This is a genomic window from Kineothrix sp. IPX-CK, from assembly GCF_039134705.1.
GTDB lineage: Bacteria > Bacillota > Clostridia > Lachnospirales > Lachnospiraceae > Kineothrix > Kineothrix sedimenti.
In genome coordinates this window covers 2,560,028-2,575,991 of record NZ_CP146256.1, presented here as the reverse complement: position 1 = coordinate 2,575,991, position 15,964 = coordinate 2,560,028, and the positions used below count along the sequence as shown (strand labels likewise).

13 protein-coding genes are annotated in these 15,964 nt (G+C 43.0%); 8 read left to right on the top strand and 5 right to left on the bottom strand.

Annotation, left to right across the window (positions count from 1 at the left end; genetic code table 11):
- Positions 1-2: 2 nt before the first annotated feature.
- The 3 genes from V6984_RS12505 to V6984_RS12495 form a co-directional block, all read right to left on the bottom strand.
- A complete protein-coding gene (locus tag V6984_RS12505; RefSeq protein ID WP_342755965.1) occupies positions 3-365 on the bottom strand; it encodes a BlaI/MecI/CopY family transcriptional regulator in 363 nt (120 codons plus the stop codon).
- A gap of 268 nt (positions 366-633) precedes the next feature.
- Complete coding sequence (locus V6984_RS12500; RefSeq protein WP_342755964.1) at positions 634-1,467, bottom strand: CAP domain-containing protein; 834 nt, start codon at positions 1,465-1,467, stop codon at positions 634-636.
- A gap of 656 nt (positions 1,468-2,123) precedes the next feature.
- The gene (locus tag V6984_RS12495; protein ID WP_342755963.1) at positions 2,124-2,312 is read right to left on the bottom strand and encodes a hypothetical protein; all 189 of its coding nucleotides are present in this window, start codon (positions 2,310-2,312) and stop codon (positions 2,124-2,126) included.
- A gap of 192 nt (positions 2,313-2,504) precedes the next feature.
- Here V6984_RS12495 and V6984_RS12490 point away from each other — a divergent pair, with 192 nt between their 5' ends.
- From V6984_RS12490 to V6984_RS12455, 8 genes are all read left to right on the top strand, one after another.
- Complete coding sequence (locus V6984_RS12490; protein ID WP_342755962.1) at positions 2,505-3,020, top strand: ferritin; 516 nt, start codon at positions 2,505-2,507, stop codon at positions 3,018-3,020.
- Positions 3,021-3,241: 221 nt separating this feature from the next.
- Positions 3,242-4,408: a glycosyl hydrolase family 8 gene (locus V6984_RS12485; RefSeq protein WP_342759998.1), complete on the top strand. Its 1,167-nt coding sequence runs from the start codon at positions 3,242-3,244 to the stop codon at positions 4,406-4,408.
- Between the two features lie 17 nt (positions 4,409-4,425).
- The gene (locus V6984_RS12480) at positions 4,426-6,198 is read left to right on the top strand and encodes a sensor histidine kinase (RefSeq protein ID WP_342755961.1); all 1,773 of its coding nucleotides are present in this window, start codon (positions 4,426-4,428) and stop codon (positions 6,196-6,198) included.
- Between the two features lie 65 nt (positions 6,199-6,263).
- Positions 6,264-7,868, top strand: a complete 1,605-nt coding sequence (locus V6984_RS12475; protein WP_342755960.1) for a response regulator — start codon at positions 6,264-6,266, stop codon at positions 7,866-7,868.
- A 133-nt stretch (positions 7,869-8,001) separates the two neighbouring features.
- Positions 8,002-9,717 carry a sugar ABC transporter substrate-binding protein gene (locus V6984_RS12470; RefSeq protein ID WP_342755959.1) on the top strand — a complete coding sequence of 572 codons (1,716 nt, stop codon included), beginning with the start codon at positions 8,002-8,004 and terminating at the stop codon, positions 9,715-9,717.
- Positions 9,718-9,845: 128 nt separating this feature from the next.
- Positions 9,846-10,787 (top strand): ABC transporter permease, encoded by a 942-nt coding sequence (locus V6984_RS12465; protein ID WP_342755958.1) that lies wholly within the window; start codon positions 9,846-9,848, stop codon positions 10,785-10,787.
- Between the two features lie 12 nt (positions 10,788-10,799).
- Positions 10,800-11,687 carry a carbohydrate ABC transporter permease gene (locus V6984_RS12460; RefSeq protein ID WP_342755957.1) on the top strand — a complete coding sequence of 296 codons (888 nt, stop codon included), beginning with the start codon at positions 10,800-10,802 and terminating at the stop codon, positions 11,685-11,687.
- 507 nt (positions 11,688-12,194) lie between these two features.
- Positions 12,195-13,991, top strand: a complete 1,797-nt coding sequence (locus V6984_RS12455) for a phosphoenolpyruvate carboxykinase (GTP) (protein WP_342755956.1) — start codon at positions 12,195-12,197, stop codon at positions 13,989-13,991.
- 683 nt (positions 13,992-14,674) lie between these two features.
- On the opposite strand, the gene V6984_RS12450 is transcribed toward V6984_RS12455, so the two are convergent.
- The gene (locus tag V6984_RS12450) at positions 14,675-14,947 is read right to left on the bottom strand and encodes a hypothetical protein (protein WP_342755955.1); all 273 of its coding nucleotides are present in this window, start codon (positions 14,945-14,947) and stop codon (positions 14,675-14,677) included.
- 219 nt (positions 14,948-15,166) lie between these two features.
- Positions 15,167-15,934: an ATP-binding protein gene (locus V6984_RS12445; RefSeq protein ID WP_306720410.1), complete on the bottom strand. Its 768-nt coding sequence runs from the start codon at positions 15,932-15,934 to the stop codon at positions 15,167-15,169.
- Between the last annotated feature and the right edge of the window lie 30 nt (positions 15,935-15,964).

The window sequence follows — 15,964 nt, the reverse complement described above, 5'->3', positions numbered from 1 at the left end:
ACTTATTCCGCTCCATATGAATCGAGCATTTGCCGGAGCTCGTCGACATCTTTTTCTGATAATTTCTTTCTCTTTGTAAATGCTGCAATAAATGCCGGTATTGAACCTTCAAATGTCTTTTCTACCAGCTCATCAATTTCTGAGGCTTGAACGTCACTCTTCGATACAACGCTTGTAACAACGGCATTTTCACTCTTTACGATCCCCCGATCGCTCAATCTTCTTATTACAGTATAAGTTGTCGCTTTCTTCCATCCCAACCGTTCCTCGCAAAGCTTTACCAGCTCAGTGCTTTTTATCGGCTCATGCTCCCACAGTAGCAGACAAAATCGATATTCACTTTCAAATACTTTTGACTTTTCCATACAATGCCTCCTTAGTCTAATCTGTTAAACCCACGAACAGTCTATCACGTTAGACCTTTTGTGTCAATTATTCCTGAAAGTTATATATTACCAATTATATATTTACAGTATCGTAATAAACGAAATAAAAAGCAGTTTTGCATTTTGGCATAGAAAAGGAGCTGTGCACGGATTACTTAGTGCGACAGCCCCTTTGAAATCAGGAAACATATGCAAAAGGAATATCTTTGATTTTTTATAGTTAAATTTGTTGTGGTGAACGCTCTTCTTAGTAGGTAAACAACTGTGACCAATAAGGGGTATTGCCGTTCAAATAATAGCCTACGCCGATAGAGGTGTAGCTCTTATTTAAGATATTCGCTCTGTGGCCTTCGGAGTTCATCCATGCAGTTACTACATCTTCAGGAGTAGCTTGTCCCCATGCGATGTTTTCACCAGCGCCGCGATAGCTGATTCCGTTTTCTTTAAGAACGGATGAGAAGGCGCTTCCGTTAGGTCTCGTGTGAGAGAAGGACTGTGTTGTTTCTTGCGCACGAATCTGCGCTGCAGCGTTCAATTCGTCGGTCATTGTAAGGGCTGAAAGGCCTACTTTTGCTCTTTCGGCATTTACTAAGTCTACGACCTGCTCTACATAGCTTTTATTGGTACTGGTGTCTGTACCGGTGTTGGTATCGGGAGTAGTTGTACCTGTTCCGGGGGTACTCGTATCGGGTGTGGTTGTACCGTTACCGGAATTATTATTGGTATCAGGAGTAGTTGTGCCGGTATCCGGAGTATTGGTATCGGGAGTAGTTGTGCCGGTTCCCGGGGTATTGGTGTCAGGAGTGGTAGTACCGGTATCCGGGGTGTTCGTGCTTGGAGTGGTAGGGCAGTTGGTATTTGCATTGGATGACTGTAAGTAATCTTTAATGGAATCGGTATTGACGCCCATTCCGCTCAGTACGGATTCCAGATTGGATGAATTGCTTACGATTACTTGCTGGGTGGGGCAGTTGCTATTCAATTGGCTTTGGAGCTGGCTTATATTTACGGGACATTGTCCTGAGAAACTGCCTCCTCCGATAAGTGTTGTTGCTACGAGTATGCCTGGTAATAAGGTCATTATTATTTCCTCACTTTCTTTCTTCGAGATGAAATGTTTCATGCGTATTACGTAAATGTTACAAATATGTTACAAGAAGATACTATCATAAAAAATTTTTGATTACAATGGAAGTTCATGGAAGAGATGGAAATGCGTTGGGATGAGGTTGGATTGTGTCGTGAAATGGAATCTCATGAGGTGGAATACAAATAGATAGGGGAGGGGGTGAAAAATAATATTATGGTAGAGGTTGCTTTTATGACCAGGCAGATGATAAGCTGCTTATGTATTTTAAAAGCCGCCAAATGGAATCTTTATGGTGTACTTTCCTATTATGATTAGGGTGTCAAAAGGTCCTTTTGCAAACGTCTCAAGTCAATATGCTCAAAACAAAAAGACTCCTGCTCCGAATTCCAATATATAAGAAGTTCTAATTCTCAGTCTATTCGCGCCAAACATACCAGAAAACAAAAAACTCGCTGCGCTCAAACAGTGTTGTTTTCTGTTCTGGCACAAATATCCAGAGAAAGAACTTCTAAATATTTACATAGGCGCAGTCGTTCTTTTTGTTTTGGTCATATTGACCGGAATGTATTTATAAAGGACCTTTTGACACCCTAATCCTATTATGCAAGAAACCGCCGATATAATACCGGCGATTCCCTGAACAAGTATTAGCAGCAATCACATTTATTTTTGCCGCCAAAGCCGCCAAAGCCACCAAAGCCGCAGCCGCCACAGCAGCAGAGTAAAAGAATTAATATCAGACAACTACTATCGATGCCAAAGTCGTTACAGCGGTCACAGCGCCGATTACAGTCACAGCCTCTGTTGGGCCCGCAGGTTGCAGTTAAATCACTCATTATTTTTATTCCTAAAATTCATCTTTTTATATTATTATTCGATAAAATTTATTTTGTTACAATAATAAGGTTTTCCAGAGGTTGGACTTACTGCCGAAATTTTCCGGTTGTTATTGAATATTCGAATTTTAAGTGTTAATATTTATATAATAGCTTTTGACAGCCAGAAAGAGAAAATAGGAGGTAAGGTATATGCTTAACAAGGAAATTTCATCAAAGATAACGGAACAGATAAATTATGAATTATTTTCAGCTTATTTGTATCTGGATATTTCCAACTATTATGCGGACAACAATTTGAACGGTTTCGCGAACTGGTTTAAGATTCAGGCACAGGAAGAACGCGACCATGCCATGCTTTTTATGGATTATTTGTTGAATAACAGCGAGAAGGTGGTTCTTAAGGATATAAAGGCGCCTAATGCTTCCTACAGTGATTTCAGACAGCCTGCGGTTGCGGCCTTTGAACATGAGCTGAAGGTAACAGAGAAGATCCACGATATTTACGGTGCTGCATATGAGCTGAAGGATTATAGGACCATGCAGTTTTTGGATTGGTTCATTAAGGAACAGAATGAGGAAGAGAAGAATGCTGAGGAGAATATAAAGAAGTATGATTTGTTCGGCGGTGATGCAAAGGGACTTTATTTGTTGGATTCCGAACTGGGAACGCGTGTATACAGTGCGCCGTCGCTGGTGCTAACATAATTATTATTTATTTTTATAAAACGAAATTAGGAGGCGAAAGCCTCCTTTTTTTGCTGTATAGAATTCCAGCATTCGTATTTCAGCAAAAATTGAGAACAAATAGGCATTATTAGCAGAGACTTATGAGAAGCCTTGAGGGTACAATGACATCAGGAATGGATGAAAGGGGCACGGTCTTAGGCCGTGCAAACAATTATTGTACAGCGAAAGGAAAAACAGGTATGAACACATTTGAGACAAAGACCTACCGCAATCTGTTTCTGGAAAGTGGTAAATCGAAGGAAATCATTTCCCAAAGGCTTTCGGAAATCTGGAATACTTTCTTCTATGGCAGCGAAGAGGAGAAAATATATCATCTTGCAGGGAATGATATGGGGTATCTGGAGGACACCGGTAATCACGATGTCAGGACGGAGGGAATGTCCTATGGTATGATGATCTGTGTGCAGATGGACAAGAAAGAGGAATTTGACAGACTGTGGAAATGGGCATGTACCTACATGTGGATGGAGGAAGGTGAAAACGAAGGGTACTTCGCTTGGTCATGTACTACAGACGGAAAGAAGAATTCTATTGGTCCGGCACCTGACGGAGAAGAATTTTTTGCTCTGGCACTTTTCTTTGCATCTCATAGATGGGGAGAGGGATATGGAATCTTCGCATATGCAAAACAAGCGAGGAAGATTTTGAGTGCCTGCCTCCACAAGGGACAAAACGGCAGATCAGGAACTCCCATGTGGAATCTCAGCAATAAACAGATTTTATTCGTACCCGGAGTCGATTTTACGGATCCTTCGTACCATCTGCCTCACTTTTATGAGCTGTTTGCTTTATGGGCAGAGGAAGAGGACAGACTTTTCTGGAAAGAGGCTGCGGCCGTCAGTCGGGAGTACTTGAAGATGGCCTGTCATAAAAAAACCGGTATGAATGCGGAATATGCAGAATTTGACGGAAGACCGATGAGCAGGTTTTTGCCATGGACCGTAGATCGTCATGACTGGTTTTACAGTGATGCCTATAGAACTGTGGCCAATATCGGGCTGGATTTTGAATGGTTCGGAGTAACGAAAGGACAGGAAAAAGCGGCGCCAAGATTGCAGCATTTTCTGGGAGAAGTGAGGAAGGAGGATCCTTACCGGATATATGAGGTGAACGGCACCTGTTTAGAAGGAACGGCACTTCATCCGGTAGGGCTGTTAGCGGCTACCGCGCAGGGCTCTCTGGCAGTTATAGGGAGCTCCGCGGATAAGGCGGAAATTGCGCAGGCATGGAGCTTTGTGGAAAGGCTGTGGAATGAGCCTTTGCGCCGGGGAGACAGAAGGTATTATGACAATTGTCTTTATTTCTTCGCCTTTTTGGCACTGAGCGGGAATTATCGTATCTGGTAATGGATTAGGAGGGACGTATGGCAAGACTGTGGAATTATATCCAGAATAGGATGAATGACTTCAATGTGAAGAAAAAACTGATGATTGTTTATGTCTGCTGTGTGCTTCTTCCTTTATTTGCCACGGACAGTGCTGTTTTGGCTATTCTTCTTCAGGGGGAGTCGAGGGAGCAGGGGCTTTTGATGAAGAATATCGCCAGTGCAGTGCAGTTCGATTTGTCTTATACCTTGGAAGAAGCCGTGAACATGACAAAGAGCATATACGTAAACAGGACCGTCAACGATTTTCTGGGTAAGGAGTATGAATCGGGATTCGATTATTATGCGGCGAATCAGGAGCTTTTGAAAGCTGTTTTTTCTGAATCGAGCTGGGGTACCGGAAGTGCCAGCATGGTCTTGTTTACCGACAACGAAACAATTGTTAACGGAGGTCACTTTTACCGCTTGTCCTCGGCTGAAGAAGAGGAATGGTATCGGAAGCTGAAGGATTCGGGGCAGGATATGATTCTTCATTTCTATTATGTGGGAGACGATAATCCCTCCACCAACACCAAGAGAAGAATTTCCCTCGTGCGGAAGCTGAATTACTTTAAGGATTCAGATAGAGAAAAACTGGTGCGGATCGACCTGGATTATAACACTCTGGTTAGAAAAATAACGAATATGAAATACAGCATGGCTGTCTATGTATGCATCGATGACAAAATATTGTTTTCCAACGACGGACATTCCAGCTATACTCAGAATTTCGAGCATTTGACGGGGAAGGAAAAAATCGGCTATGAGTCACAGTGGAATCTGTACGGAGAAGACATCCGAATCCTCGTTATGCAACCAACCAATACCATTTCGAGGCAGATTTGGAACCACTTTCCTCTCGTTTTGTTCCTGCTGGCGATAAATATTGCTCTGCCATGGCTGCTGACCTATATCATCAATAACTCCTTTACCAGCAGGCTGAGAGAGTTGAGCCAAGCCTTTGACGAGGTGGAGGCGGAAAGCTTAAAGGAGATAAAGGATATCAAAGGGAAGGACGAAATCGGAAGTTTGATGAAGAATTATAACCGGATGGTAAGAAGGAGTCAGGAACTCATTAAGACGGTGTACAAGGACAGGCTGGAGCGTCAGGAAATGGACATTTCCAGACAAAATGCGGAGCTGCTCGCTCTGCACAGCCAGATCAATCCTCATTTTTTATTTAATGTGCTGGAGAGCATCCGCATGCACAGCATTCTGAAAAAAGAGGAGGAGACGGCGGGAATGATAGAGCGACTGGCGACCCTGGAGAGACAAAATGTAAATTGGACCTCAGATTTTGTGTCAATAGAGGATGAGATTAAATTCATCGAAGCATACCTGGAGCTGCAAAAGTATCGGTTTGGAGAACGGATCTCCTATGAAATTGCTATAGCGCCGGGGTGTGAGAATTACTCTCTTCCCAAGCTTACTCTTGTTACCTTTGTGGAGAATGCATGTGTCCATGGTGTGGAAAATAAGGCATCAGCCTGTTGGATTTATGTAAGAGTGTTTGAAAAAGAGGACTCGCTGTATTTGGAGGTAGAGGATACCGGCGAAGGAATGGACGAAGGACAGGTCAAGGACTTGGAGGAAAAAATGGGCAGCTGCAGCATAGAGACTATTAAAGAAAACGAGCATGTAGGAATTATAAATGCCTGTCTGCGGCTCAAGATGGTAACGGAAGGAAAAGCGCAGTTCAATCTGGAAAGTGAAAAAGGGATTGGCACCTGCATACTGATCAAGGTACCGGTCGATGCGCTTAAGCGGAGTTAGAAGGGTAATACGGCGAAGCCGGCGAATGAAATGCAGGAGAAAGGGATAAGGAGGCAGAAAGTGGGATGAATCTGAAAGTAATGTTAGTGGATGACGAGCCTTTTATTCTGCAAGGGCTTTCAGTTCTTGTTGATTGGGAGGCGGAGGGGTATGAAATAGCAAAGACTGCGGCCAACGGGAGAGAAGCCCTTGAATTTCTCCTGCATAACCGGGTGGACCTGATTATTGCGGATATCCGTATGCCCGTAATGACCGGGATAGAGCTTCTTAGGGAAATTCGGGAAAAGAACATTTCCGGAGCGCAGTTCATTATACTTAGTGGCTATAACGATTTCCAATATGCTCAGAAAGCCCTGAGGTATTCCTGCATGGACTATATTTTAAAGCCTGTGCAGAGGGAAAGCCTGCTTCTTCTTTTACGGCAGGCCGTCAAGGAAAAGGAAATTGTGGTACAAAAGGAAGTCAATCTTAAAAAGATGGAGAAAGCCCGTCTTGCTCAGAATCTGATGGGACTTCTCCGTGGGAAGTGCGGTCAGGATACTCTGGATTATATCACCAGTCTATGGGGCGAACAGAAGGGAATGCGCTATGTACATATCTGCTTTGACAACATCGCCGTCCTGGAAGAGATGTCAGATGAGGAACTTCGAACCATGAAGAAGCGCTTATTTCAAAACTGCCTTGATTATTTAGGCAATGACGGCGACCATTTCTTTGAGGATATGCCGGGTTTCGAGGAAGACTATGAAATCGGCTTTGTATATTGCGATGATATGGCTATGAGGTTAGGGATGAGCACGGAGCTCTTTCTGGAGAAACTGCAAAAAAAAGCAGAAGAAGAGGAATTTCGCGTTCCTGTTATTCTCCTTGTGGGGAAACGGGTGGAGGATCTTGGAAAAATCTCACATTCCTACAGCTCCTCCTGTGTGCTGCGTTCCTTTAAAAGTTTCCGTATGAAAAAGAGCATTTATTATTATGAGGAAGAGGTTCAGGTCAATCATGGGAAATTCCTTCTTTGCAAGCAGAATTTAGATCGCCTGATCTTATCGGTAGAGCAGAATGACAGGGCGGAGATCAACAGCAGCGTGGATGACTTGTTTCTGGAAATGGAATCCATGGGAATGATGAAGGAGTTGATTTCCATGAATACCAATTATCTTCTTTTTCAGCTCATTCATTTGGCGGTGGAGCAGGATGAGTCGGTGAATCAGGAAGAGGTCATGCTCTATATCAGCGAGAACGTGTTCGACGCGGATGTTACCAGAGGCGGAAGAGCTCATCTGAGACGGTTCGCCTGCGAGTATGCGGATTATCTGATTCAACTTCGCAAGAATGTTTCCAGAGGAGTACTTCTCGACGTAGAGAGGGAAATAAAGGAGCGCTTTGCAGAGAATCTGACCTTAAGGGAACTGAGTCAGAAGTATTTTGTCAACAGTTCGTATCTGGGACAGATTTTCAGGAAGAAATACGGACAGTCCTTTAAGGATTATCTCGGAAGTTACCGGATCAGCGAGGCCGCCCAGCAGCTATTAAAGACGGACAAAAAAATCAGCCGGATAGCAGAGGAGGTAGGCTATCATGATACGGATTACTTCATTAATAAATTTATTGAACTGAAAGGGTGCACGCCGTCAAGGTACCGTAAGAACGCCGGAGACACGGGAGGGTGACTGGTAAAGATACCGGATGAGTTCACGCAGGAAAACTAGAATTTATCCGGTTTTTTTATGAAGTTACTCCGGTTGTATAAATATTAAAAAAATATAAAATAAAAATATCAAAAATAAATAAGGGAGGTTTACAATGAAAAAAAGAATAACGGCACTTTTATTGGGAGTTGTTATGACTGCATCATTACTTGCGGGCTGCGGAAGCGGTTCCGGCGAAACGAGCCAGACGTCGGCATCAGACGAGGTGGGAGCAGAGCAAGGCGGTGAGGATACGGAGGCGGCGAGCGGCGATATCAAAGATTTCACCATGTTCGTCGCAATGCCTGGCGCTGAAATCAACGACGGAAACGAGATTCAGGAAATAATTGCACAGAAGACTGGCGTAAGGGTGAAGGAAACCTGGCTGACGGGCCAGACCGATGCGGAAGCGGTGGGCACTATCATTGCGGGCGGCGAATATCCTGATTTCATCAACGGCGGAGAAGCAATGAAATCGCTGTACGATGCGGGAGCTTTGGTAGCGTGGGACGATTATCTGGAGAAGTATCCTAATCTGAAGGAAATGTACAGTGACGAGGAATGGGATAAATTCCGCCAGGATGACGGACACATTTACTGGGCAAATGTATTTCAGAATACATATGGTGAGGATAAGTCCACCACACATAACGATGAGGCCTTCTGGGTTCAGGCTAAGGTTCTGGAATGGGCAGGATATCCGGAAATTAAGACCTTGGATCAGTATTTCGAATTGCTGGATTCCTATGCGGAAGCAAATCCCACTATGGAGGATGGAACCTCTTATATTCCTTATACCATGCTCTGTGAGGACTGGAGATATTTCTGTATTGAAAATGCACCTCAGTTTTTGGACGGCTATCCCAATGACGGTTCAGTTATCGTAGATGTAGATAATATGAAGATTGTGGATTACAATACGACCGACACGGCGGTGAAGTATTTCGGCAAACTTAATGAAGAATACAATGCGGGAAACATTGATCCGGAATTTGCCACCCAGACCTATGACGAATATATCGCGAAACTTTCTACAGGGCGCGTGCTCGGTATGTGTGATCAGTGGTGGGATTTTGCTTATACGGTAAACGATGTATTCAAACAGCAGGGACTGGATGAGCAGGGCTGCAACTATGTACCCCTCGGCCTCACCATAGAAGAGGGAATGGAGAATCAGTGGCATTCTTATGGTGATACCTTGAATAATTCCAGCGGCATTGCAGTAACCACAAGTTGTGAAGACATTGATGCGGCGTTCCAGTTTATGAATGACTTGCTGAGTCAGGAAATTCATGATCTTCGCTTCTGGGGAGTGGAAGGTACAGACTATATGGTTGATGATGACGGTTTATATTACAGAACGGAAGAAATGAGAGTGAATGCGGCGGATACGGAATACAAGGCGTCTCACCTTTGTACGTATTCTTATTTCCCGCAGTGGCTTGGAACTAGCAGGGATGGCAAGAATGCGATGCAGACCACACAGCAGACTTCTGAGTTTTTCGACAGCCTGGCGGAGCCTCTCGTAAAGTGCTTCGAGGCATATGGGGTTACCAGCTATGTAGAAATGATCGGTTCCGCAAAAGTAGATGTTGGCCCATGGTATCCGATGTATTCCTTCTCCAATTCGCTGACAACAGAGACTCCCGGAGGTGTAGCATGGACGAAAATGGGCGAGGTAAAGCACGAATGGCTGCCTAAGATAGTTATGGCGGGAGATTTCCAGTCCACATGGTCGGAATATATGGATAAATACAACGCTACAAATCCTCAGGATTTCCTTAGTGAGATGCAGGCGGAATTAGACAGAAGAGTGTCGGCAACAGAGTAACGGATGTTGAATGAAGCAGTATGAAAAAAGGCAGCCATGGTTGCTTAAGGTAACTATGGCTGCCTTTTAATAATCAGGATTACACTTTTGATCTGAAAAGACAAATATAAATACGAGGAGGAGAAGAAATGGCTCGCAGAGCAAGAACGAAGACACCGACTGTCCAAATCACATGGAAAGAAGTAAAACGCCAGAAATTTCTCTTATTCTGGGCAGCCGTCTTTGTAGTGTATGGCGTTATTTTCTATTATCTGCCGTTAGGCGGCTGGATTATGGCGTTCCAGAATTATAAGCCAAAGGACGGTTTTTTGCATTCCCAATTTGTAGGATTGGATAAATTCAAGTTTTTATTTACGGATGACGGCTTTCTTAAGGTAATCAGAAATACTCTGGCAATGGGCGTCATCAACCTGATAGCGACATTTGTTATGGCGATTCTTTTCGCTATACTGTTAAATGAAATTCGCTCCAAATTCGGAAAAAAGACAGTACAGACGATTTCGTACTTACCCCACTTTCTTTCGTGGATTATCGTAACGGGCATTTTGCACGACGCCTTATCTACGAACGGTATCATTAACGAAGTGCTGATGAAACTGCATATCATAGATTCGACCATTAATTTCTTCGCCCATTCATCCTATTTTTGGCCGATTGTTGCCTTCGCCAACGTATGGAAGGAGACCGGATGGAATGCCATTATTTATCTGGCGGCCATCGTATCCATAGACCCCTGCCTCTATGAGGCGGCTTCCATAGACGGCGCGGGCAGATGGGCCAAAATTAAATATATCACCATGCCGGGCATCAAGTCCACTATCATGATCCTGCTTCTTATAAATGTAGGCAATGTGCTGAACGCAGGCTTCGAGGTACAGTATTTGCTGGGAAACGGACTGGTGAAGAGCGTTTCGGAAACTATCGACATCTATGTTTTGAAATGGGGTATCAGTCAAAATGACTATTCACTCGGTACCGCAGCCGGAATTTTTAAGAGCGTGGTCAGCATCATTCTGATTGTGATTGCCAATGAGATGGCCAAGCGAGCCGGCGAAGAGCGGTTATTCTAAGGAGGTAGGAGCATGAAAAAGAAAAAGTCATCTTTGGCAGATAAAATATTCGTAGTATTTAATACGCTGTTCATGGTGTCGTTTGTGATAATTACGCTTTATCCGGTACTCAATACTCTGGCGGTTTCCTTTAACGACGGAATCGATACGGTAAGGGGAGGCATTTATCTATGGCCGAGAAAGTTTACGCTGAAAAATTACATTACCGTGCTGCATAAGCAAAACATGCTTACAGGAGCTTATATAACGGTGCTCAGAACCGTTGTAGGAACGATAACTGCTTTGGCAGCAAATGCGCTGCTGGCATTTATCGTAAGCAGAAAGAGGTTTTTGTTTAAATCCCAGCTTTCACTGTTCTGGGTAATCACCATGTATGTGAACGGAGGAATGATTCCCATTTTTCTCTTATATAAGAACCTCAACCTGACCGGAACTTTCTGGGTATACGTGGTTCCCGGAATGGTCAGCGCTTTCAATATGCTGGTAATGAGGACCTATATGCTGGGGCTGCCGGATTCTCTGGAGGAGTCCGCGCAGTTAGACGGTGCTGGTTATATGACTATTTTCCTGAGAATCGTCTCTCCTTTATGTAAACCGGTGTATGCTACCATCGCCCTGTTCGTGGCAGTGGGACAGTGGAACTCATGGTTCGACGCCATGTTGTATAACCGTATGAAAGATGAGTACACGACGCTGCAGTACGAGCTGATGAAGCTGTTGACTTCCGTCATGCAGCAGAGTGGAAGCGCAGACACGATGAAGAATGCGGCCAATGCCATTACCCCTACCTCTATACGTGCGTCAGCCACCATTTTGACCATGCTGCCGATTATCTGTCTGTATCCTTTCCTGCAAAGGTACTTCGTCGCGGGATTAACGATCGGCGGGGTGAAAGAATAAGAAAGAAATAGAGAAAGTATAGGAAAAAGAGGTATAGGATAAAAAGAATGCCTGATAAGATAACACTACATTCGGTTTTAAGGGTGTAGTGTTATTATATTTGCCGCCGCTTGTACATACATAATGACATCGGATTGTTATCGTTTTGTACAAAAGAGGTTTGACAAACAAGCAGGTATATTGTACAATTTCAATAAAGTAAAGGTGGCGGCCAGTATTTGTCGATTCGAATTCTTATTTCAGTTTTGAATGGATAAATATGGGTCTTTTGTTTTGTGATTTTGTAAAAAAGATGAGGAAAATAAAAGAAAACATTAAAAATAAAATTTTTGAAAAATTTTATGATATCTATAGCATTTTTTCATCATTTTCATTATAATAGCTAATGGAATGTATACATGTATTCCCTGCAGGAATCCATAGTTATTTTAAGACATCGGAAATAAGCTCCTGTTTATGTCACAATACATTATTTAATAAGGAGCAAAATATAAAAAGGAGATCAATATGACAGAGAACAAGAAGTTATTAGCATGGGTTAAAGAAATGGCCGACATGTGCCAGCCGGATCAGATTTACTGGTGTGACGGATCCGAAGAAGAGAATGAACGCCTTCTGCAGATGATGGTTGACAGCGGTATGGCAATCAAGTTGAATCAGGAGAAACGTCCCGGATGCTATTTGTTCAGAAGCGATGCTTCGGACGTAGCGCGTGTTGAGGACAGAACATTCATCGCTTCCAAGACAAAAGACGAAGCAGGTGTTACAAACAACTGGGTTGAACCCGATGAATTGAAGTCTACGATGAAAGGCTTATATACAGGCTGCATGAAGGGAAGAACGATGTATGTTATTCCTTATTCCATGGGACCGGTAGGCTCACCCATATCCAAGATCGGTATCGAACTTACGGACAGTGCATACGTAGTTGTTAATATGCGTATTATGACCCGTATCGGAACAAAAGTTTTAGAAGCTCTCGGTGACGGAGAATTCGTTCCTTGTTTACATTCTGTTGGCGCACCTCTTGCCGAAGGACAAGCAGATTCCGCTTGGCCGTGCGCACCCATTGAAAACAAATACATCAGCCATTTCCCGGAAGAAAGACTTATTTGGTCTTATGGCTCAGGCTACGGCGGAAATGCTCTTTTAGGTAAAAAATGTTTTGCACTTAGAATCGCTTCCGTACTCGCTCGCGATGAAGGATGGCTTGCAGAGCATATGTTAATTCTCAAACTTACAAGTCCTGAAGGCAAGACGAAATATGTCTGCGGTGCTTTCCCCAGTGCATGTGGAAAGACCAATCTCGCTATGCTTGTTCCTACGATTCCGGGCTGGAAAGTTGAAACTGTCGGAGACGATATCGCATGGATGAAATTCGGTAAAGACGGACGCCTGTATGCAATCAATCCTGAAGCTGGTTTCTTCGGAGTTGCTCCTGGAACCTCTTTTGATTCTAACCCGAACGCAATGCACAGCATCGAGAAGAATACGATCTTCACGAACGTAGCCCTTACCGATGACGGCGATGTATGGTGGGAAGGCATCGGAACACCGGCTCCTGCTCATCTGATCGACTGGAAGGGCAATGACTGGACTCCCGATTCCGAGACTCCGGCAGCTCATCCCAACGCTCGTTTTACAGCTCCTGCTTATCAGTGTCCGTCCATCGCTTCCGATTGGGAAGACCCGGCAGGCGTTCCGATTTCCGCTATCTTGATCGGTGGTCGTCGTCCTAAGACGATTCCGCTTATCCATGAAAGCTTCGATTGGAAGCACGGTGTGTTCATGGGCTCTATTATGGGTTCCGAAATCACTGCAGCAGCTATTTCCAACAATATCGGCCAGGTTCGCCGCGATCCTTTCGCGATGCTTCCTTTCTTCGGTTACAACGTATGCAAATACTTACAGCATTGGTTAAGCATCGGTGAGAAATCCAGCGAAGACAAGCTTCCTAAAATCTTCTACGTTAACTGGTTCCGTAAGGATCAGGACGGCAAATGGTTGTGGCCTGGTTTCGGCGAAAACAGCCGCGTTCTGAAATGGATCTTCGAAAGAACTGAGGGAACTGGAAAAGCTGTTAAGACTCCTATCGGCTTTATGCCTGAGAAGGGTGCGCTTGATGTTTCCGGACTTGAGGGCGTAAGCGAAGCTGATATGACAGAACTCCTGAAGGTGGATAAGGATGAGTGGCTGAACGAAGTTGTTTCCATCAAAGAGCATTATGAGAAGTTTAACGGTGAAATGCCGAAGGAATTGTACGCTCAGCTCGAGGCTCTTGAGAAGAGATTAAACGAAGCATAAGTTTATCTGGCAGTAGAATAAAGCAGTAATATAAAAACATAAATCGGATTTCAGGCTTTTGAGGCTGAAATCCGATTTTTTAGGTCCTGTATTTCACTCTTTATCTTAGGTGATAAAAGGCTTCATAAACAGATGTTGTTGATTATCTAAACAGAGGCTTGCCTTAGTTAAAACCTGCAATGCTTATAGTTTTTCCAATTAAAAACGAAACAAATGTCCCGATAGAGACAATGAGGCTGTCGATATCGGATATAGCATCAAAGAGAAATGGCGGAGTTATTGCAAAATGGTAATACAAGTTAGTGAAAATATCTTTGAGAGAACCAATAAATAGCATTATAAAAAAGGAAACTATCGCTAACGCGAGGCTTTTTATAGTATTAATGTTACCGAAGCGTCGTACAGTGGTTCTTCCCATACAAAAACCGATAATGAATACTCCACAGTAAATATAGATGTAAATTATTAGAAAGCCTAAATAAGCCAGTGGTTCATTATACTTTGGGAGTAAGTAAAATGCAACAAAGTATGCCAGAACTATACAAAAAGAATATACGATAAACGGCATATATGCCTTTAAAATTTTTTGCATACTGCGATCCTTTCATTATAGTTAATACAATAATAATATTCAAATTGTAGCAGGTAGATAATTAAAAGTCATAATGAAATTGATAATTGGTTTATTTAGAAATCTTCTTATAGAAGTCATATGCAAACAATAATGTACCTAAACCACCTAACGCTAAAATATTACCACCAATAATCTGATAACTTTTTGTAACTGAGGCTGCTATCATATACATTCTCTCTGTATCCATAGAACCGCCATTTGCATTTACTGCGGCATTAGCAGCATCCCAACCATAGGCGCTTGCATTAACTAAGACAAATATACCTATAGCAATAAGAAAAATCATAATTGCCAAGGTGATGAGCATTACTTTCTTTTTCAATTTTTAACCCTTTCAATAAACTGTTGTGTAAGTAACTATACTATATCATTTTATTGATTAGTATTCAATTTTAAATTAGATTCAAATAGTTTATCTACATTGATAATTTAATATTGATGGTTAGTAAGTATGGTGATATTGCATATTCCAGCCAAACAGCATAACCGTCCCGAAGGGACGGCATGCTATTCCGCTTCAAACTGCACGTTGTAGATTTTGTTACTTTCTCATGTCTCTTCCATTGCACTCAAGGCGGTACGCCTTAGATGTCATCCTGCTTAAGCAGGCATCCGCATAGGTGTTATCTTTGAAGAGGTCCCACCACTTGATGACGGGAAGCTGAGATACAATCATTGTTGCCTTTTTACAATCTCTTGTTTCAATGATTTCAAAGAGGTCACGGCACTTATCCATGCTTAGTTCCATAAGACCGAAATCATCAATTACCAGCAAGTCATAAGCTGCCATCTGATTTGTATAATCGTAGGCATGACCAAGTTGACGTGCCTTTTCACTTTCTAGAAGAAGTGCATTGGCTCTGATATATTTTACTGTTCGTAGCTGTTGTAAAGCGGTAATGCATAGTGCATTCGCGATATAAGTTTTGCCTGCCCCAGCGCTACCAGTAATCAATAGATTTTTAGGTTCGTCAATCCATTCACATTTTTGTAGTAACTCAATGGTGTGAGTATCCAGCATACGATCTGATTCGTAAAGACCAGAATCAAAGTCTGCAGTCGGATATTTCAAGGACGCTTTCTTAAGTAGCTTGTTGAACTTTGTGTTCTGACGCTGATCCCATTCATAGTGAATAATCTCAGATATACGGGTATGAAAGTCCTCGAGTGCCGTGTTGGGGTTAAGGAACTGCTTCTCCAATGCCTCCGACATGTGGGACAGGCGGAGTTTAAATAGTTTGTCCAATAACAGATTTTCATCAGTGCTTAGCTTGTCATTGTATGTATAGTTTTTTTGTGTATAAGCCATAATTCTCACCTTACTTATAGAAGCCCTTTC